19 protein-coding genes, 2 tRNA genes and 2 rRNA genes are annotated in these 19,420 nt (G+C 67.7%); 16 read left to right on the forward strand and 7 right to left on the reverse strand.

Going from position 1 to position 19,420, the window contains the following annotated elements:
- Positions 1-3: 3 nt before the first annotated feature.
- A complete protein-coding gene (locus BM360_RS15625) occupies positions 4-867 on the reverse strand; it encodes a S1/P1 nuclease (RefSeq protein WP_093315943.1) in 864 nt (287 codons plus the stop codon).
- A gap of 44 nt (positions 868-911) precedes the next feature.
- Positions 912-1,832, reverse strand: a complete 921-nt coding sequence (locus BM360_RS15630) for an isoaspartyl peptidase/L-asparaginase family protein (protein ID WP_093315944.1) — start codon at positions 1,830-1,832, stop codon at positions 912-914.
- A gap of 124 nt (positions 1,833-1,956) precedes the next feature.
- On the opposite strand from BM360_RS15630, the gene ispG reads away from it, so the two are divergent.
- From ispG to BM360_RS15660, 6 genes are all read left to right on the forward strand, one after another.
- Entirely contained in the window at positions 1,957-3,090 is a 1,134-nt protein-coding gene (ispG, locus tag BM360_RS15635) for a flavodoxin-dependent (E)-4-hydroxy-3-methylbut-2-enyl-diphosphate synthase (RefSeq protein WP_093315945.1), read from the forward strand.
- Positions 3,091-3,126: 36 nt separating this feature from the next.
- On the forward strand, positions 3,127-3,594 hold the full coding sequence (locus tag BM360_RS15640) for a retropepsin-like aspartic protease family protein (protein ID WP_093315946.1): 468 nt from the start codon (positions 3,127-3,129) through the stop codon (positions 3,592-3,594).
- Between the two features lie 80 nt (positions 3,595-3,674).
- Positions 3,675-4,646, forward strand: a complete 972-nt coding sequence (locus BM360_RS15645; protein ID WP_093315947.1) for a DMT family transporter — start codon at positions 3,675-3,677, stop codon at positions 4,644-4,646.
- Positions 4,643-5,113, forward strand: coding sequence for a GNAT family N-acetyltransferase (locus tag BM360_RS15650; RefSeq protein WP_093315948.1), 471 nt, complete (start codon positions 4,643-4,645; stop codon positions 5,111-5,113). Before BM360_RS15645 ends, BM360_RS15650 begins: the two co-directional genes overlap by 4 nt.
- Positions 5,114-5,125: 12 nt before the next feature.
- The gene (locus BM360_RS15655) at positions 5,126-5,515 is read left to right on the forward strand and encodes a VOC family protein (RefSeq protein WP_093315949.1); all 390 of its coding nucleotides are present in this window, start codon (positions 5,126-5,128) and stop codon (positions 5,513-5,515) included.
- Positions 5,515-5,829: a DMT family transporter gene (locus tag BM360_RS15660; protein WP_093316091.1), complete on the forward strand. Its 315-nt coding sequence runs from the start codon at positions 5,515-5,517 to the stop codon at positions 5,827-5,829. Before BM360_RS15655 ends, BM360_RS15660 begins: the two co-directional genes overlap by 1 nt.
- Before the next feature lie 40 nt (positions 5,830-5,869).
- Here BM360_RS15660 and BM360_RS15665 read toward each other — a convergent pair whose 3' ends face one another.
- Together BM360_RS15665 and ppa are read right to left on the reverse strand one after the other, a co-directional pair.
- The gene (locus tag BM360_RS15665) at positions 5,870-7,795 is read right to left on the reverse strand and encodes a M61 family metallopeptidase (protein WP_207544610.1); all 1,926 of its coding nucleotides are present in this window, start codon (positions 7,793-7,795) and stop codon (positions 5,870-5,872) included.
- Between the two features lie 236 nt (positions 7,796-8,031).
- Entirely contained in the window at positions 8,032-8,601 is a 570-nt protein-coding gene (gene ppa, locus BM360_RS15670; RefSeq protein ID WP_093315950.1) for an inorganic diphosphatase, read from the reverse strand.
- Between the two features lie 90 nt (positions 8,602-8,691).
- Between ppa and hisS the strand changes: the two genes are divergently transcribed.
- The 5 genes from hisS (at position 8,692) to BM360_RS15695 (ending at position 13,561) form a co-directional block, all read left to right on the forward strand.
- The gene (gene hisS, locus BM360_RS15675; RefSeq protein ID WP_242653522.1) at positions 8,692-10,035 is read left to right on the forward strand and encodes a histidine--tRNA ligase; all 1,344 of its coding nucleotides are present in this window, start codon (positions 8,692-8,694) and stop codon (positions 10,033-10,035) included.
- A complete protein-coding gene (gene prfA, locus BM360_RS15680) occupies positions 10,032-11,105 on the forward strand; it encodes a peptide chain release factor 1 (protein ID WP_093315951.1) in 1,074 nt (357 codons plus the stop codon). Before hisS ends, prfA begins: the two co-directional genes overlap by 4 nt.
- Complete coding sequence (locus BM360_RS15685) at positions 11,102-11,434, forward strand: hypothetical protein (RefSeq protein ID WP_093315952.1); 333 nt, start codon at positions 11,102-11,104, stop codon at positions 11,432-11,434. The genes prfA and BM360_RS15685 overlap by 4 nt, the downstream gene beginning before the upstream one ends.
- Positions 11,431-12,273 carry a peptide chain release factor N(5)-glutamine methyltransferase gene (gene prmC, locus BM360_RS15690; RefSeq protein WP_165611316.1) on the forward strand — a complete coding sequence of 281 codons (843 nt, stop codon included), beginning with the start codon at positions 11,431-11,433 and terminating at the stop codon, positions 12,271-12,273. The genes BM360_RS15685 and prmC overlap by 4 nt, the downstream gene beginning before the upstream one ends.
- Positions 12,274-12,574: 301 nt before the next feature.
- Positions 12,575-13,561, forward strand: a complete 987-nt coding sequence (locus BM360_RS15695; protein WP_093315953.1) for a DUF4167 domain-containing protein — start codon at positions 12,575-12,577, stop codon at positions 13,559-13,561.
- A gap of 71 nt (positions 13,562-13,632) precedes the next feature.
- On the opposite strand, the gene BM360_RS15700 is transcribed toward BM360_RS15695, so the two are convergent.
- Together BM360_RS15700 and BM360_RS15705 are read right to left on the reverse strand one after the other, a co-directional pair.
- The gene (locus tag BM360_RS15700; RefSeq protein ID WP_093315954.1) at positions 13,633-14,016 is read right to left on the reverse strand and encodes an acyl-CoA thioesterase; all 384 of its coding nucleotides are present in this window, start codon (positions 14,014-14,016) and stop codon (positions 13,633-13,635) included.
- Positions 14,013-14,291 carry a hypothetical protein gene (locus BM360_RS15705; RefSeq protein ID WP_341350605.1) on the reverse strand — a complete coding sequence of 93 codons (279 nt, stop codon included), beginning with the start codon at positions 14,289-14,291 and terminating at the stop codon, positions 14,013-14,015. The genes BM360_RS15700 and BM360_RS15705 overlap by 4 nt, the downstream gene beginning before the upstream one ends.
- Positions 14,292-14,360: 69 nt before the next feature.
- Between BM360_RS15705 and BM360_RS15710 the strand changes: the two genes are divergently transcribed.
- Positions 14,361-14,789, forward strand: a complete 429-nt coding sequence (locus BM360_RS15710; protein ID WP_093315956.1) for a CBS domain-containing protein — start codon at positions 14,361-14,363, stop codon at positions 14,787-14,789.
- 10 nt (positions 14,790-14,799) lie between these two features.
- Here the strand turns inward: BM360_RS15710 and BM360_RS15715 are convergent, their stop codons facing one another.
- Positions 14,800-16,323, reverse strand: coding sequence for a lipopolysaccharide biosynthesis protein (locus BM360_RS15715; RefSeq protein ID WP_341350606.1), 1,524 nt, complete (start codon positions 16,321-16,323; stop codon positions 14,800-14,802).
- Positions 16,324-16,743: 420 nt separating this feature from the next.
- Between BM360_RS15715 and BM360_RS15720 the strand changes: the two genes are divergently transcribed.
- The 4 genes from BM360_RS15720 to BM360_RS15735 form a co-directional block, all read left to right on the forward strand.
- Positions 16,744-18,230, forward strand: a 16S ribosomal RNA gene (locus BM360_RS15720).
- Between the two features lie 178 nt (positions 18,231-18,408).
- A tRNA-Ile gene (locus BM360_RS15725) sits at positions 18,409-18,485 on the forward strand.
- 9 nt (positions 18,486-18,494) lie between these two features.
- A tRNA-Ala gene (locus BM360_RS15730) sits at positions 18,495-18,570 on the forward strand.
- Between the two features lie 271 nt (positions 18,571-18,841).
- A 23S ribosomal RNA gene (locus BM360_RS15735) occupies positions 18,842-19,420 on the forward strand; the annotation flags it as partial.

Consider the following 19,420-nt stretch of genomic DNA (forward strand, 5'->3'; position numbering starts at 1 on the left):
CGCTCAGCGCGGGCCGAGCGCCTCGTCGAGCAGGCGCGCCAGTCTGATCCCGCCCTTGGCGACCTGCTCGCGCAGCACCGGCACCAGCTTCGCGATCGTCGCCTCGTCGAGCCGGGCTACCCTATCCGACTTCGGTCCGCACGGATCGGCGACGGCGCTGGCATAGGCCGCGTCGCGTGCGACCTGCCATTCCTCACGCGACCAATCCTCGACGCTGCCCTGCGCCCACGCGGCGCGCTCGGCCGGCGTGACCTGTGACAGGATGCCGGGCGCGTCGGCCGGCGGCGTCGAGAGCGCCCGGTCGGCGAGATAGCCGTCCCACACGGCGTGCAGGTTCACGCGCTTGCCCTCGATCCGGCCATAGGCCGCCTTCACCTGATTGCCGCCGAGATCGGCGTGATCGCCCGCGTGCAGCGGCTGGTGCAGATCGCCGACGAAGTGGAGCAGGAAGTTGAGCGCCATGATCCGCTCGCGCACCGGCACCGCTTGGTCCGCCAGCAGCCGGGCGTTGCGCTCGATCTGCTTGGACACGCAATTGCCGTCCTTGCACGGCACCGCGAGGTCGAACGGCTTGCAGATGTCGGCATTCTGATAGTGCCAGCTATAGGCGTAGCTGAAGCGGTCCTTCAGCTCCTTGACGCAATCGGGCCAGTAGGACGCCTGCGCCACCGTCCGCGCCGGGCAGGTGGGCGTGTCCAGCAGCGCGGACTGGCGGAGCAGCGCGTCGATCTGGCGGCGCGTCTCGGGCTTGGCCGCGGCATAGGCGATCTCGGCGACGGTGGCGTGGCCATATTCCCACCAGGCCAAGGCCGGCGAGGCGGGCAGGAGCGCGAGAAGGCAGGCGAGGATCAGGCGAAGGCGGGTCATTCGCCTGCCGCTAGGCCAGTTGCGTGACGAATCAACCGCTTCGCTTATGCCTCGTCGCCGTAGATGGCGATTTCGGGTGCGGCATCGGCGGCGGCGCGGGCACGGTACATGCCGGGCGTGTTGAACGCCCAGCCACCGGGCCCGTCGCGGCCGACGTGGATCAGCCCGCCCTTGCCGCCCATCGTGCCGAGTTCGCCGATCATCGCCTCGCCGGCCGCCGACGGCAGATCGCCCGCCAGCCGCACGCGCGCGCACAGTTCGTGCGCGATGCCGAGGCGGATGAAATATTCGCCGGCGCCCGTGCAGGAGACGGCGGCGGCGCGATCGTCGGCATAGGTGCCGGCCCCGATCAGCGGCGAATCGCCGACGCGTCCCCACTTCTTGCCGGTCAGCCCGCCGGTCGATGTGGCCGCGGCCATCCGGCCTGCCATGTCGCGCGCAACCGCGCCGACGGTGCCGTATTTCATGTCGCTGTCGAACCGGCCATCGGGGCGGGCGAGGATCTCGTCGAGCTGGCGGCGGCGCTCGGCCGTCTCGAACCAGGCCGGATCCGCCGCCTCGATGTCGTGCGCGTGGGCGAAGGCATCCGCCCCGGCACCGGCGAGGAAGACGTGGGGCGAGCGCTCCATCACCGCGCGGGCGGCGGCGACCGGGTGGCGCGTGGTGCGCAGGCCCGCGACCGCGCCGGCGGCGAGATCGCTGCCAGCCATGATCGCGGCATCGCACTCGATCCGCCCCTCGGCGGTGAAGACGGAGCCGCGGCCGGCATTGAAGTGCGGATCATCCTCCAGCACCTCGACCGCGGCCTGCGCCGCATCCAGCGCGCTGCCGCCGCGGCGCAGCACCGCGGCGCCCGCCTCCAGCGCGGCGGCGAGGCCGGCGCGGCCCGCCTCGTCATCGGCTTGGGACAAATGGCCGCGGCGCATCGAGCCCGAGCCACCGTGGATGGCGAGCGCCCAGCTCATGCGGCGGTCCTGCGGGAAGAGGGTCGGTCAAGCATCTGCGCGGGACGCCTAGGCAGTGCGGTGGTTCCGGGCAAGCGGGCGGCCTGCCTTGGCGGCGTCACGCGGGCATCGTATATCAGCGGCCATGTCCTCCATCCGTCCCTGGCGCGATATCGCGCGGCGCCCGTCCCGTCAGATCATGGTGGGCAACGTGCCCGTCGGCGGCGGCGCGCCCGTCACCGTTCAGACGATGACCAACACGCCCACCTCCGACGCGCGCGCGACGATCGACCAGATCCGCCGCTGCGAGGAAGCGGGGGCGGACATCATCCGCGTCTCCTGCCCCGACGTCGAATCGACCGCGGCGTTCAAGCAGATCGCCCGCGCATCGCGCGTGCCGCTCGTCGCCGACATCCATTTCCACTATCAGCGCGCGCTGGAGGCGGCGGATGCGGGGGCGGCGTGCCTCCGGATCAATCCTGGCAATATCGGCTCGTCCGAGCGGGTGGCCGAGGTGGTGCGCGCGGCCAAGGCGAATGGCTGCTCGATCCGCATCGGCGTGAATGCCGGCAGCCTCGAGCGCGACCTGCTGGAGAAATATGGCGAGCCCTGCCCCGAGGCGCTGGTGGAAAGCGCGCTCGACCATATCAAGCTGCTGCAGGATCACGACTTCCACGAATATAAGGTGGCAGTGAAGGCGTCGGACGTGTTCCTGGCGGTCGCCGCCTACACGCAACTGGCGGATGCGGTGGATTGCCCGCTGCACCTCGGCATCACCGAGGCGGGCGGGCTGATCGGCGGCACGGTGAAATCCGCCATCGGCATGGGCAATCTGCTGTGGGCGGGGATCGGCGACACGATCCGCGTCAGCCTCTCGGCCGAGCCGGAGGAGGAGATCCGCGTCGGCTTCGAGATGCTGAAGGCGCTCGGCATCCGCAATCGCGGCGTGCGCGTGGTCAGCTGCCCGAGCTGCGCGCGGCAGGGCTTCGACGTGATCCGCACGGTGCAGACGCTGGAGGAGCGGCTGCAGCATATCCGCACGCCGATGAGCCTGTCGGTGCTCGGCTGCGTCGTGAACGGCCCCGGCGAGGCGCGCGAGACCGACATCGGCCTGACCGGCGGCGGCAATGGCAAGCACATGGTCTATCTGGCGGGCGTGACCGACCACACCGTGCGCGACGAGGGCATGATCGAGCATATCGTCCGGCTGGTCGAGGCCAAGGCGGCGGAGATCGAGGCGGCGCAGGATGCCGCCGCGACGGCGCAGGCCGCCGAGTAGGACAACCTTAATCCGGCTGCGTCAGGCTGTGGGACCATGCGCAACATGGTCCTCGCCACGATGGTCTGCGGTGCCGCGATCGGCCTGATGGTGCCGCAGCGCCGGCCCGCCCCGCGCGCGGCGCCGGCGGCCCCGGCAGAGCTGGCGCCGACGGTGCTGCAACGCGCCGACAACGGCCATTTCTATGCCGTTGCCGAGGTGGGCGGCACGCCGATCAAGTTCATGGTCGACACCGGTGCCACGGGCATCGCGCTCAGCATGGCGGACGCGCGGCTGATCGGCCTCAAGGTCAATCCCGACCGGTTCGAGGTGGTCGGCCGCGGCGCATCGGGGGCGGTGCGCGGGCAGATGCTGCCGCTGAAGACGGTGGATCTCGACGGACGCAAGGTTGAAGGCCTGTCCGCGATGGTGGCGGACGGCCTCGGCGTGTCGCTGCTGGGGCAATCCTATCTGCGGCACATGCGCTCGGTCGAGATACGCGGCGACGAGATGACGCTGCGCTGACGCGCTGCTCCGTCGCGTCAAGGACCGCCTCCGTCGTGCGGGGTGGACGGCGATGCGTGCCTGCCGCTAGCGCGTCGCCCATGCGCGCACCCGTCCTCACCGCCCTTCTCGGCATCGCGCTGTTCGCCTGCATGGATGCGGTGATGAAGGGGCAGAGCATTGCGCTGGGCGCGCTGGCGGCTCTGCTGTGGCGCTCGGTCTATGGACTTGCCGGCACGGCGGCCTTGTTCGCGGGTCAGCGGCGCCGCTGGCCGCCGCGCGCGCGGATCGTGCTGCACGTGAAGCGATCGCTGGCGGCGGCGGCATCGATCCTGCTGTTCTTCTGGGGGCTGGCGCGCACGCCGATGGCGGAGGCGGTGGCGCTGACCTTTCTCGCGCCGCTCGCCGCGGCGTTCCTGGCGGCGCTGCTGCTGGGGGAGCGGCTGCGCCCGGGTGCGATCGGCGGCTCGCTGCTCGCGCTGGCGGGTGTCGGCGTGATGCTGGCGGCGAAGGAGCAGGCGGCGGAGACGATGCCGCCCGATTATCGCGGCGCAGCGGCGATCCTGATCGCATCCCTGCTCTACGCCTATAATCTGGTGCTGCTGCGGCGATCCGCCCAGGCGGCCGATCCGGTCGAGATCACCCTGTTCACCAACCTCGTCATGCTGGCGAGCTTCACCGCCGTCGCGCTGCTGGCCGCGCTGGCGGCGAAGGTGCCCTTGCCGGTCGGCGACGACGCGCTGGCGGAGGTGGCGCGCGACGGGCTGGCGTGGATCCGCTCGCTCGCCTTCCGCTGGCCGGTCGGGGCGGGATGGGGATGGCTGGCGCTGGCGGCGGCGTTGCAGATCACCTCGTCCATGCTGCTGTCACGCGCTTACGCCCATGCCGAGGCGCAGACGCTGGCGGTGACGGAATATAGCGCCTTCCTGTGGGCGGCCCTGCTCGGCTGGATCGTCTATCGCGAGCCGCTCGCGCTCGGCACCGTGGCGGGCGCGGCGCTGATCGTCGCAGGGTGCGTGCTGGCGACACGGGGCAAGCGCGCGCCCGCGGTGCAGACGGAGGCGGCGTTATGATCGTGCGGATGGCGGAGGCGGCCGACGTGCCTGACATCCTGCGGCTGATCCGCGCGCTGGCGGAGTATGAGCGCGAGCCGGACGCGGTCGAGGCGACCGAGGCGATGCTGGCGGAGCGGCTGTTCGCGCCGGTGCCTGCCGTATGGGCGTTCGTCGCGGAGCTGGACGGGCGCGTCGTCGGGATCGCGGTCTGGTTCCTCAACTTCTCGACCTGGACGGGGCGGCACGGCGTCTATCTCGAGGATCTGTTCGTCGAGACCGAGGCCCGCGGCCGCGGGATCGCCCGGGCGCTGTTCCGCGCACTCGCGCGGGAGGCGGTGCGGCGCGGCTGTGCGCGGCTCGACTGGCAGGTGCTCGACTGGAACGAGGATGCCAAGGCCGCCTATCGCGCCCTCGGCGCGCGCCACCAGGCGGGGTGGGAGCCGTGGCGGATCGACGGCGATGCGCTGGCCGCGCTGGCGGAATAGGGGAGCAGGGCGATGGGCGTTCTCGGCATTGGCGGATTGTTCTTCCGGGCGCGTGATCCCGATGCGCTGACCGCATGGTATCGCGAGCATCTCGGCATCGGCGCGGGCTGCGCGGCGGAGGGCACAAGCGACGCGGATGCGTGGACCTGGGCCACGCAAGGCGGGCCGGTGGTGTTCGCGCCGTTCAAGGCGGACAGCGACTATTTCGCTGCGGACCGGGCCTATATGCTGAACCTGCGCGTGACGGGGCTTGGTGCGATGATCGAGCGCTTCCGCGCCGCCGGCATCGAGGTGACGACCAAGGCCGAATGGGACGATCCGCAGACGGGCCGCTTCGCGCGCATCCACGATCCGGAGGGCAACCCGATCGAGTTGTGGCAGGCACCGGAGGCGGCGGCCTGATGGCGTGGCTGTGGCTGGTGCTGGGCGGGCTGTGCGAGGTGGGCTTCACCACCTGCCTGCGCTTCGTCGATGGATTCCGGAATGTCGGCTGGACGGCGGGCTTCCTCGCGTCCGTCACCGCATCGATGGGGCTGCTGGAGTTGGCGGCGCGGACGATCCCGATGGGCACCGCCTATGCGGTGTGGGGCGGGATCGGCGCGCTGGGCACGGTGATCGTCGGCATCGCCGCGTTCGGCGAGCCGCTGAGCGCGGCGCGTCTGGCGCTGATCGCCGGGCTGGTCGGCTGCGTGCTGGGGCTGAAGGCGCTGGGGTGATGCCGTGCCCGGCGGAAAACCGGGCACGGCATCGGCAGGCTTATTTCAGCGGGGTCAGCAGCGCATCCAGCGTGCTGGCGCCCGACGTGCTCCGCTCCAGCCGCGGATAGCGGAGGCCGCCCGTATAGTTGAGCTGGACGGTGCGCAGCCGGTCGCCCGACTGGACGGTGAGCGGGATCGGCGCCTTGCTGGTGGCGGCCGCGCGGATCGCGTCCTTCAGCGTTTCGGCCGACCAGGTCATGCCGTCGATGCCGACGATCTTCTGGCCGACGGAGAGGCCGGCGGCGAAAGCGGGCGAATCCCACATCACGCCGGTGATCGTGCCCTCGCCGTTCAGCGTCAGCCCGCCGGAGAAGGACAGGTTGGTGCCTTTCGATGCCTTTTCGATCGCCTTCAGATAGCCGGTCGGCGTGTCGGTATAGACCAGCTTGTAGCCGCCGTTGGTGAAGCCCTGGAGCACGCCCGTCGGCCGTACGTCGTAGATGCGCGTCTTGAGGAAGGTGCCCCAGTCATAGGGCTGGACCTTGTTCAGCTCGGCAGCGACATCCTCGACGGTGTAGGTCACCTCGCCCCAATCCCGGTCGCGCAGGCCGAAGAAGGCGCGGGCGAAATCGTCGAGGCTGCGCCTGCCGCCCGAGCGCTGACGGATGATCGAATCCGCCTCGATCCAGACGAGCATGCCCTCGACGTAATAATCCTCGCTGCGCTGCCAGCTGGTCCAGCCCTTCGGCCGGCGCGCGGACATGATCGGATCGTTGGTGGTGTCGACCACCGGCCGCCATGTGCGGCCCGCGCGCGTATCGTAGACGGCGGCATCGTAGGCGAGGCTGCCCAGCGCCTCGTCGCGGCTGAGGAGGCCCGAGCGCGCGGCCAGGATCGTGCCCCAGAATTGCGTCTGGCCCTCATAGACCCAGAGCAGCGAGTTGCGCATCGGCGTGCGGTAATCGGGGGTCCACAGGTCCGCGCCGCGGCGGAACTTGCCGTTCCAGCTATGGGTATATTCGTGCGGCAGCAGATCGCGGTCCCCCGCCGCGCCATCCCAATCGGTGAAATAATCGGGGCCGACGCCGTTTTCGGACGAGCGGTGATGTTCGAGGCCGATGCCCGACTGCATGTCCGACAGCGCGAAGAGGAATTCGTAGCGGTCGTAATGCTGCGCGCCGAACAGCTTGACCGCCTGGGTGACGAGCGCCTTGTGCTTGTCGATCTGCGGCTGCGTGGCGGCGAGCTGGCCGGGACGATCGGCGAAGATGTTGAGGCGGACGCCGGGGGCGAGCTGTTCGCCGCGATAGTTGCGGCCGGCGAAGACGGGGCTGTCGAGCAGGGTGTCGAAATCGACCGTCTCGTAGCGGACCGTGTCGCCGGACTTGCTGCCTTTCAGCGCCGTCGCCGCGACCCAGCCCTTCGGGTAGGTGACGTCCGCCTGCACGTCGATGCGGCGGGTGAACCAGCCGGCCGGATAGAGCGCCACCGCATTCCACTGGAGGTTGAGCATGGCGGGCGTCATGACCACGCGGCCCTGATCCGACCTGGTCGGCGAGAGGAACTGGAACTCCGCCTCGATCGCCTTGGCGCCCGCGGGCACGTCGAGGTGGAAGGCGTAGACGTCGACCGGATCGCGCGACCAGGTGAGCGGACGGCCACCCGCGCTGAACTTCACGCCCGCCAGCTGCGAGATCGCGCCGCGCGGCGCGTGATTGCCCTGGAGCCATTCGGGATAGAGCAGGACCATGTGGCCCGCATCGGCGGCGACGGGGATCGACTGCTTCACGCGGAAGATGCCGCGCGCGGTGTCGGTGGCGTCCACATCGAGTCGCATCGTGCCGCCGGGATAGGGCACGTCCTTCGGCGCGGGGATGGTGTCGGTCGGCAGTACCGGCTGCGGCAGGCTGTTGCCCGGCGGCGGGGTGGCGGGCGCGGCGGTGGCGAGCAGGAGCGCGGCGACGGCCGCGAAACGGGTGATCATTGCGGCGGGCATCCTTCGGGCAAGCCGTTGCTATGGCTCGACGGATGCCCGGAAGGCGCGGCGGGGTAAAGGGGCGGGGCTTCGCAGGCCAGTCCCACACCCCGTCACCCTGAACTTGTTTCAGGGTCCACCGGGAGACTCAAGCCAGAGGCCGCAGGATGCGCGTCACCGTGGATGCTGAAACGAGTTCAGCATGACGAGGAAGGAAGGGCGGTGCGGCGCCCTCCGACCGCCGCTCAGAGCTTCTTCGCGCCCGCGTCGGTGCCTTCCTCGATGCGCTTCTTCTCGGCGAGGGCCAGTGCGTCGAGGATCACGCGGCGCGCTTCCTCGGCATCGCCCCAGGTGCCGACGCGCACCCACTTCTTCTTTTCCAGATCCTTGTAGTGGGTGAAGAAGTGCTCGATCTGCTGCATGACGATCTCGGGCAGATCGTCCTTCTCGGTCATCTTGCTGTAGTAAGGGAAGGTCGCGTCGACCGGCACGCAGACCAGCTTCTCGTCGCCGCCGGCCTCGTCCTCGAGGTTCAGCACCGCCAGCGGGCGGGCGCGGACGACGCAGCCCGGCACGAAGGGCGAGCGCGCGATGACCAGCGCGTCGAGCGGATCGCCGTCGGGCGACAGCGTGTGCGGCACGAAGCCGTAATTGGCGGGATAGCGCATCGGCGTGTGCAGGATGCGATCGACGAACAGCGCGCCCGACTTCTTGTCGAACTCATACTTCACCGGCTCGCCGCCGACGGGCACCTCGATGATGACGTTGAGCTCGTGCGGCGGGTTGGCGCCGGCGGGGATGAGGTCGATGTTCATGGTGCGGCGCAATAGAGTGCGTATGTTACGGGTCAAGCCGCGATGATGCTTACTTCCCTGCGCGCGCGTGGGGCATTATTGGCCCGCCAAATGGCGAAACCGACGACCCCGCAGGCGATCCGCGGCACCCAGGACATGATCTTCGAGCAGGCCGAGCGCTTCCACCATGTGGTGGCGACGTTCGACCGGGTGCGCCGGCTCTACGGCTTCGGCCGGATCGAGGTGCCGGTGTTCGAGGCGACGGCGGTGTTCGCCCGCTCGCTCGGCGAGACGACCGATGTCGTGTCGAAGGAGATGTATTCGTTCGAGGATCGCGGCGGCGATTCGCTGACGCTCCGGCCCGAATTCACCGCGGGGATCGCGCGCGCTTATCTGACCAACGGCTGGCAGCAGCACGGCACGCTGAAGCTGGCGACGCACGGGCCGCTGTTCCGCTACGAACGGCCGCAGAAGGGGCGCTTCCGCCAGTTCCACCAGCTCGACGCCGAGGTGATCGGCGCGGCCGAGCCCGAAATGGATGTCGAACTGCTTGTCTTCGCGGACAGGCTCTTGCGCGAGCTAGGTGTGTCGGATGGCGTCACGCTGCAGCTCAACACGCTTGGCGACTCGGCGACGCGCGATGCGTGGCGCCGGGCGCTAGTCGCGCACTTCGAAGGTGCGCGCGATGCACTTAGCGAGGACTCGGTTGCACGGCTGGCGAAGAACCCGCTGCGTATCCTCGACAGCAAGGATCCGCGCGACCGGCCGGTGGCGGATGCCGCGCCCGACATCGATTCGTTCATGAGCGCGGAGGCTGGCGCCTTCTTCGAGGCGGTGACGAAGGGGCTCGACGCGGCGGGCGTCAAGTGGACGCGCAATGCGCGGCTGGTGCGCGGGCTGGATTATTACCGCCATACCGCGTTCGAGTTCGTCACCGACCGGCTGGGCGCGCAGGGGACTGTGCTAGGTGGCGGCCGCTATGACGGGTTAATCGAGAGTTTGGGCGGCTCGCATACGCCCGCGGTCGGCTGGGCCGCGGGGATCGAGCGGTTGGCGATGCTTATGCCCGGCTTCAAGCCGCCGCTTCGGACCGCCGCGATTGTTGTGGAAAGCAATGAAGTCGCGCTACTGAGCATTGGCAAGCTCATGTTGAACAGTCTTCGCAAGACGGGCATGCCGACTCAGATCGTGGACACAGGCCCAGTCCGAAAGCGGTTCGAGAAGGCTCAAAAATGGTCTCCGGACTACATTCTTAGCCTTCAAGGGTCATCCGAGTTCGACGCTGTGGGTGCCCTTCGCATCAAAAGGCAAATACATGATCGATATAACACTAGAGGCTCGATAGTTAGATCATTAGGCGGCCTGATGGAGAATCAATTTTCGGTTTCACGTCAGACCTTCGAGGAGTTGGTTGCGCGTGGAGGCCAAGTAACTCTGATTCCCGGTAAGGCATGATCTCCATCCCTGCCGACCGCATCCGACAGATCGAGGCGCGGCGTGACGAATTGTCCGGCCAGATGGCACGGGGCGATCTGCCCGCGGCGGAGTTCGTCCGCCTGTCCAAGGATTATGCCGAGATCGAGCCGGTGGCGCAGGCCGCGGGCGAGGTGCGGCGGCTGCGGGCGGAACATGCCAATCTGATCGAGATGACGCGCGGCGGCGATCCCGAGCTGCGCGAGATGGCGGCGGAGGAGCTGACCGAGATCGAGGCGGCGCTGCCCGCGGCGGAACGTGCGCTGGCGCTCAAGCTGTTGCCGCGCGATGCGGCGGACGAGCGTGCGGCCATGCTGGAGATCCGCGCAGGCACGGGCGGCGACGAGGCGGCCCTGTTCGCGGGCGACCTGTTCCGCATGTATCAGCGCTGGGCCGAGACGCAGGGCTGGCGCGTCGAGCTGATCTCCGCCTCGGCGGCCGAGCTGGGTGGCTACAAGGAGGTCGTCGCGTCCGTCACGGGGCAGGGCGTGTTTGCCAAGCTGAAGTTCGAGAGCGGCGTCCACCGCGTCCAGCGCGTGCCCGCGACGGAGAGCGGTGGGCGCATCCACACCTCCGCCGCCACCGTCGCGGTGCTGCCCGAGGCGGAGGAGGTGGACGTGCAGATCGAGGACAAGGATCTGCGGATCGACGTCTATCGCTCGTCAGGGCCGGGCGGCCAGTCGGTCAACACGACCGATTCCGCTGTGCGCATCACCCATCTGCCGAGCGGCCTCGTCGTCATCCAGCAGGACGAGAAATCGCAGCACAAGAACAAGGCCAAGGCGCTGAAGGTGCTGCGCACGCGCCTCTACGAGCTGGAGCGCGACAAGCTGGACAGCGCGCGCGCGGGCGCGCGCAAGTCAATGGTCGGTTCAGGTGACCGGAGCGAACGTATCCGCACCTACAATTACCCGCAGGGCCGCGTGACCGACCACCGCATCAACCTGACGCTGCACCGCCTGCCCGAGATCATGGAAGGCCAGCTGGACGAGCTGATCGGCGCGCTGGTGGCGGAGGACGAGGCGGCGCGGCTGGGAGCGCTGGAGGGGTGAGCCTGATCCTCGCCTTGCTGCTGCAGGCGGCGGCGGGCGATCCGCTGGCGGAGGGCAAGGCGGCGCTGAAGAAGTCGATCGTGGATGCGATCCGCAACTGCCCGGTGGCGACCGACGGCACGGTGGCCGTCTGCTCGCGCGATCGCGGCTATGCGGAAGGATCGGGCCGGCGGCTGCAGAAGCTGGAGAAGCCGCGCGTCGTGACCAACGGGCCGGCGATCACCGTGACGGTCGGCGACGGGCAGACGGCGCCCACGCCGCAGCCGCGCGACGAGGATGAGCGGATCGACGCCCGCACGCGCAGCCGGCTGACCGGCCGGCGCGAGTGACGCGGGGGCAGGCGCTCGCCGCCGCGACGGAGCGCCTGGCAGGGCTCAGCGCGACACCGCGGCTGGATGCCGAACTGCTGATGGCGCACGCGCTGGGCGTGACCCGCGAGGCGCTGCTGCTCGGCGGCCTCGCGGCGCCGGCGCCTGAGGATTTCGGTGCGCTGGTCGAGCGTCGGCTGGCGCATGAGCCGATCGCCTACATCACCGGCACGCGCGGATTCTGGACGATCGAACTGGCGGTCGGCCCGGGCGCGCTGGTGCCGCGACCGGATTCGGAGACGCTGATCGAGGCGGCGGCAGCGCATTTTGCGGGTGGGCCGGGGCCGACGCGGATCCTCGATCTCGGCACGGGCTCGGGTGCGCTGCTGCTCGCCGCCCTCGACGAGTGGCCGGGCGCGAGCGGGATCGGGATCGACGCCTCGCCCGCGGCGCGATCCTGGGCGGCGCGCAACGCCGAGGCGCTGGGCATGGCGGCCCGCGCGGAGATATGCGACGGCGGCTGGACCGGTACGGGCGAGCGGTTCGACCTGATCCTGTGCAACCCGCCTTATATCGGCACGGGCGAGACGCTGCCGCGCGACGTGGCGGCGTGGGAGCCGGCCAGCGCGCTGTTCGCCGGTGCGGACGGGCTGGACGATTATCGCGCCATCGCGCCGGTGCTTGCGCCGCAGCTGGCGCCGGGCGGGGTGGCGTGCATCGAGATCGGGTGCACACAGGCCATGACTGCGGGCGCGCTGTTCGAGGCGGAGGGCTTCGACGTTGTCGTTCGGCGCGATCTCGGCGGGCGCGATCGTTGCCTCGTCGTCACACACAAGCGAAAAAGTGCTGATTTCACATAGGGCACTTGGTTTTCGCGTCAGGCTTGCTTAAATCGACATCAGGAAGAGGGGGACGACGCCGCCGGCAGGGACGCCGCGCAGCGGAACCCCTCATGCGGATCCCGGGCCAGCGCCGCCGGACGATCGGTGGTTTATGGATCATGGCCGCGGCCCGGTGCCTGGCACCGCTGGCCGGGGGAACCCGCACCGAGTGACCGGGACGATTCCCGAACTGAGGCGAAGCCGCGGGCGAAGGGCCTGCGACGAGCGGAGTGGTGAGAGATTCCCACGACCATGATCCTGGACGAATGAGGACAATGCGTTGATCAACAATCGCCAGAACGGCCGCCGTGGCCGTGGCCGGAATGGTGCGCGCCCGCAGGGCGGCGCGCCGCGCCCCGAACAGGGCAATCGCATCGACAATCGGGCTCGTGGCAACGCCAATCAGCTGCACGAGAAATACAAGACGCTGGCCCGCGATGCGCAGATGGCGGGCGATCGCGTGCTGACCGAATATTATCTCCAGTTCGCGGACCATTATTTCCGGGTGCTGAGCGAGAGCCGCGCCCGGTTCGAGGACAGCCGCCCGCAGCGCCAGAATGAGGGGCGCGACGGCTATCAGGACGATTTCGACGGCGACGAGGGCGAGGCGGACGGCTTCGACGAGCCGCGCCAGACGCCGCGCCGCGAGGACGGGCGCCGGGACGATGGCCGTCGCGATGAAGGCCGGCGCGATGAAGGCCGGCGTGACGACGGTCGCCGGGATGAAGGCCGCCGGGAGGAAGGTGGCCGGGGCGAGGGCCGTCGGGAGGATGGCCGCCGCGAGGAGTATCGCCAGGACGAGAACCGGCGCGAGGATGGCCGCCGCGATGAGCCCCGCCGCCAGGACAGCCGCCGCGACGAACCCCGTGCCGAGGGCGAGCGCCGGTTCGACCGGCAGGAGCGCCGCGAGCGGCCGGACCGCGCCGAGCGTCCAGAGCGGGCGGAACGGCCCGAGCGGATCGACCGTGCGCCGCGTGCCGAGCCGGTGACGCTCGATGCGCCGGCCGAGGCGCCGATGCCGGCGGCCGAGCCTGCCGTCGCCGCCGATGCCGTGCCTGCCCCGCGCCCCCGCCGTGGCCGGCCGCCGCGTGCCGCCGCCGTCGAGGCCGAGCCGCAGTTCGACATGGCGGTGCTGCCGCCCTCCATCGCGCCTGCACCGGCTGCCGAGGGCGAAGCGGAAGCCGCACCGGCGCGGCCGCGTCGCACCCGCCGTCCACGCGTGGCGACCACGGGCGAGAATGATGCGAGCGGCGACGTCGCCGCCTGATCGGTCCGACTGCTGAAAACCGGAAGGCTCCCGCGCTGCATGGTGCGGAAGCCTTTTTCATGCTGGACGGGTCAGGCGGGCGGCAGCGGGCGCGTCCGGCCGTCCTCGTCGATCGCGACGAAGGTGAACAGGCCTTCGGTCACCCGCACGCGCTGCTGACCGCGCCGGCGGCTGGCGAACACCTCGATCCGGATGCCGAGCGAGGTGCGGCCGCGCCGCTCGACCTTGGCATAGACCGAGACGACATCGTGCAGATTGACCGGCGCGATGAACGCCATGGACTCGATCGCGACGGTGGCGACGGGGCCTTCCGCCGCCTGGTTGGCGACGATGCCGCCGGCAATGTCCATCTGGCTGAGCACCCAGCCGCCGAAGATGTTGCCGTTCGCGTTGATGTCACCGGGGCCCGGCACCACCCGCAGGATCGGCTCGCCCATCGGCAGTTCGTCGCTCATTCGCCTGTCCCCACATCCGAATCATGGCCCGTCCCCGAACTCAGGAAGACGAGCCCCATGAGCGCGGTGCCGAGCAGCACGCTGCCCGCGACGCCCGCGATCGTCGCGATCACCAGCGCCACCGTGAACGGACTGCCCGCATTCCACAGATAGGCGAGCGCCAGCACCGCCGCGAGCGCCGCCACCAGCGCCATCCATCGCATCAGCCGGCGAAAGCGGCCCCATGCGAAGGCGGCATAATCCGGATCGGACAATCGGTTGCGCTCTTCCGCCACGGCTTCCCCTTGGGCCGGAACCATGGGATCATCAAGCCGCGCGGTGGGCGATGAGAGAGGAGCGGCGACATGACGATCGCGACGATCCTGGCGGCCAAGGGCGATGATGTGGTGACGGTGGCACCTGACGCGCCGGTGGCGGAGGCGGTGCGGCTGCTGGCCGAGCGGCGGATCGGCGCGCTGCCGGTGGTGGAGGCGGAGCGTGTCGCCGGCATCCTGTCGGAGCGCGACATCCTCTACGGGCTGGCCGAACATGGTCCGGCCCTGCTCCAGCATGCGGTGCGCGACGTGATGACCGCGCCGGCGATCGGCACCACGCGGGAGACGCCGATCCTGGCCGCCCTCGGGCTGATGACGCGGCGCCGCATCCGCCACCTGCCCGTACTGGATGGCGAGCGGCTGGTCGGGTTCGTGTCGATCGGCGATCTGGTCAAGGCGCGGATCGACCGGGCGGAGGCGGAGGCCCGGGCGCTGAGGGATTATATCCAGACGGCCTGAGCCTGCGCGATCAGGCGGGCGTGCGCCCCCGTGCCAGCGCGATCGCCTCTGTCAGCGTGCCCCGGGCGACGACGAGCAGCAGGGCCGGATAGAGGATCGCCCCCATCGCGACGAGCGCCGCCAGCCGCGCGATGACGGGGAGGGGCGGCAAAGCGAAGTCGAGCGCGAGCACCCCCGCGGCCATGCCCAGCCCTGCCGCCAATGGCGGCGTCACGGCGGTGAGCAGATCGCGCGCGCGAAGGCCGATGACGGGAAGCGACAAGGCGGTCGCCGCGATCAGCAGCAGCGGGAAGCCGCCCAACCACGCGGCAGCCATGCCGACCGGGCCATGACCGACACCGATCAGGAAGGCGATCGGCATGATGATCGCGCCCGCGCCCGAGACGCGCGCGGCGATGCCCGGCCGGCCGAGCGCGTTGGTCGCCGGCGCATAGAGGATCTGCAGCGTGACGCAGGGCATGGCCAGCGCCAGCAGCCGGACCACCGGCACCGCGCCCGCCCAGTGATCCCCGAGCACCGTCAGCACCAGCGGCTCCGCCGTCGCGGCAAGCCCGAGATAGAAGGGGATTGCCGCCAGCATCACCAGCCGCACCGCCCGCAGGAAGCCGCGCGCGATCGCCTGCGGATCGTGCTGGAGCCGCGCATAGGTGGGGAAGGCGACCTCGTTGATCGCGGGCACGAACTTGTTGACGAGGATCTGGCTGAGGAACAGCCCCGTCGTGTAGAGGCCGAGTGCGTGCGGCTCCAGCCGCCGGCCGGCGATGAACACGTCCGCCTGCGTCTGCACGAACCACAGCAGGTCAGACACCAGCATCGCCGAGCCGAAGCCGATCGTCGCACCGGCGCCGCGCCAGCGGAAGCTCGGCCAGATCCACCAGCGCCCGACGATCAGCATCCCCACTGCCCGCGCGCTGAACAGGGTGAACGGCGCCGCCACCAGCGTCCAGACGCCGAGACCCGCATAGGCGCAGGTCGGCGCGACGATGGCGGCGAGCGCGGCGGCGGCGATGTTGACGCGTGCCTGCGTGCGGAAGTCGATCTGCCGGCTGAGCAGCGCCTGCGGCACCATGATGAAGGGCGTCGTCAGGTGCAGCAGCGCCTGCACGCGGAGCAGCTGCGCCACCATCGGCTCGCGAAAATAGCTGGCCGCCGCGGGCGCGAGTGCGACCTGGATCGCGGCCAGGCCGAAATTGAGCAGGATCATCATGCCGAACACCTGCGCGACGCGGGTGCGGTCCATCTCGGCGCCCTGCACGAGGCTGGCGGTGAAGCTGTAGCCGTTGAGCAGGCTCATGAGGCTGAGCACCAGCTGCGTCATCGCGAACAGGCCGTAATCGGACGGGGCGAGCAGGCGGATGACGATGAAGGTGGACGACCACATGACGAGCTGGGCCACGATCTGACTGCCCGAGCGCCACAGGACGGCCGAGCGGACGCGCGCAGCCATGCCCTCGCCGGCGGCCTCGTCGGCTTGCGGCGGCGGCGTCGAATCACGATCTGACGGATCGGCGGGAGAAATCGTCTCGGGCTTCATGAGTCGCCCCTAGCGGTTATGGGGTGCAGAAGCGGTAAAAAGGCGGTTTTCCGCGGCATTTCGCGGCGACTGCCACAAAAATGCAAAATGGTGTTGACGGGTGCGTGAGCCTCACCTAAATGCGTTTTCACCGGCGGCGGTGACGCGGTTTCGACCGAGTTTCTGCTGCGCTCTTCCGGATCGCTAGACGATCTCCTCGCATCGAGAGAAGCGGGGATGGAGGGGCGTCGGTTCTTTCTCATTGTTGGATTGATGAAGGGACATGTGGGCGGCGGCTCCGGTCTTGGGCAACCTCTGGGTGTCTGAAGGTCGGTTAAATTCAAGCCGTTCCTTATGTCCTTATACACACCATGTATTTGTGCAGGAGCGGCTCCTGGAGATGCTGGCGTGCGTGGGTATTCCCCCGTGCATGTCGGTCATAAACTTGAGAGTTTGATTCTGGCTCAGAACGAACGCTGGCGGCATGCCTAACACATGCAAGTCGAACGAAGGCTTCGGCCTTAGTGGCGCACGGGTGCGTAACGCGTGGGAATCTGCCCAAAGGTACGGAATAACTCCTCGAAAGGGGTGCTAATACCGTATGATGTCGCAAGACCAAAGATTTATCGCCTTTGGATGAGCCCGCGTAGGATTAGCTAGTTGGTGGGGTAAAGGCCTACCAAGGCGACGATCCTTAGCTGGTCTGAGAGGATGATCAGCCACACTGGGACTGAGACACGGCCCAGACTCCTACGGGAGGCAGCAGTGGGGAATATTGGACAATGGGCGAAAGCCTGATCCAGCAATGCCGCGTGAGTGATGAAGGCCTTAGGGTTGTAAAGCTCTTTTACCCGGGAAGATAATGACTGTACCGGGAGAATAAGCCCCGGCTAACTCCGTGCCAGCAGCCGCGGTAATACGGAGGGGGCTAGCGTTGTTCGGAATTACTGGGCGTAAAGCGCACGTAGGCGGCTTTGTAAGTCAGGGGTGAAAGCCTGGAGCTCAACTCCAGAACTGCCTTTGAGACTGCATCGCTTGAATCATGGAGAGGTCAGTGGAATTCCGAGTGTAGAGGTGAAATTCGTAGATATTCGGAAGAACACCAGTGGCGAAGGCGGCTGACTGGACATGTATTGACGCTGAGGTGCGAAAGCGTGGGGAGCAAACAGGATTAGATACCCTGGTAGTCCACGCCGTAAACGATGAGAACTAGCTGTCCGGGCACTTGGTGCTTGGGTGGCGCAGCTAACGCATTAAGTTCTCCGCCTGGGGAGTACGGCCGCAAGGTTAAAACTCAAAGAAATTGACGGGGGCCTGCACAAGCGGTGGAGCATGTGGTTTAATTCGAAGCAACGCGCAGAACCTTACCAACGTTTGACATGCCCGGACGACTTCCAGAGATGGATTTCTTCCCTTCGGGGACTGGGACACAGGTGCTGCATGGCTGTCGTCAGCTCGTGTCGTGAGATGTTGGGTTAAGTCCCGCAACGAGCGCAACCCTCGCCTTTAGTTGCCATCATTAAGTTGGGCACTCTAAAGGAACCGCCGGTGATAAGCCGGAGGAAGGTGGGGATGACGTCAAGTCCTCATGGCCCTTACGCGTTGGGCTACACACGTGCTACAATGGCGGTGACAGTGGGCAGCAAACTCGCGAGGGTGAGCTAATCTCCAAAAGCCGTCTCAGTTCGGATTGCACTCTGCAACTCGAGTGCATGAAGGCGGAATCGCTAGTAATCGCGGATCAGCATGCCGCGGTGAATACGTTCCCAGGCCTTGTACACACCGCCCGTCACACCATGGGAGTTGGATTCACCCGAAGGCGCTGCGCTAACCCGCAAGGGAGGCAGGCGACCACGGTGGGTTTAGCGACTGGGGTGAAGTCGTAACAAGGTAGCCGTAGGGGAACCTGCGGCTGGATCACCTCCTTTCTAAGGATCGCAGCGTACTGCGCCGGGCATGCCCCGGAGGTGCGTCGCCGCTTTCTAAAGAACATTAGCCGCCGTCCTCATGTCCCTTCATCTTCTGGATCCGCTCTTTTGGGAGCGGTATGCCTGAGCTGGCTTGCGCCGTCGCGGCGGCCCTTGTGGGCCAGCCGGGATGCGGTGGGGGCCGGTAGCTCAGGTGGTTAGAGCGCACGCCTGATAAGCGTGAGGTCGTAGGTTCAACTCCTACTCGGCCCACCATTCAGTGACGGGGCTTTAGCTCAGCTGGGAGAGCGGTTGCTTTGCAAGCATCAGGTCGTCGGTTCGATCCCGACAAGCTCCACCACTTTGTGTGTGCTGCATCAGATCCAGAGATGAAGATCATCAGATCCGGCTTATGCCGGTAGAGGTACCTGACTTAGGTGCCTTGCTCTTTGACATTGTGAATGGGTTCTAGAAATCGATGCCGTGGACGGCATTGGCTTCTTCGTGCGCACTGGCGGCAACGCTGGTGGTGGCGAGGGGCTGATGATGCCGTTTCATGAACAACGATGCTGAGCGAAGTAAGCCATGCGGCCGATGACGGGGTTAGCCTTGTCGTTGGTGGTGTGGACTCTCAAGCGTGAGGTAAGGGCATTTGGTGGATGCCTTGGCGCATACAGGCGATGAAGGACGTGGCACGCTGCGATAAGCCCGGGTTAGGTGTGAGCAACCTTTGACCCCGGGATTTCCGAATGGGGAAACCCAGCTTCACCAATTATCACCATCCAGAGAGATCTGGGTGTCGGTAATTGGGCGAGGTTATCACTAAGCTGAATACATAGGCTTTGGTGAAGCGAACCCGGCGAACTGAAACATCTCAGTAGCTGGAGGAAAAGACATCAACCGAGATTCCGTAAGTAGTGGCGAGCGAAAGCGGACCAGGCCAGTGCCTGACATTCAAGTAGCAGAACGGTTTGGAAAGGCCGACCATAGCGGGTGACAGTCCCGTATGCGAAACTGATGTGTCAGGACTTGAGTAGGGCGGGACACGTGTAATCCTGTCTGAACATAGGGGGACCACCCTCTAAGCCTAAATACTCGTATGCGACCGATAGCGAACAAGTACCGTGAGGGAAAGGTGAAAAGCACCCCGATGAGGGGAGTGAAACAGTACCTGAAACCGAATGCCTACAAGCAGTCAGAGGATCTTTAGG

The sequence above is a fragment of the Sphingomonas jatrophae genome (assembly GCF_900113315.1).
Classification (GTDB): domain Bacteria; phylum Pseudomonadota; class Alphaproteobacteria; order Sphingomonadales; family Sphingomonadaceae; genus Sphingomonas_P; species Sphingomonas_P jatrophae.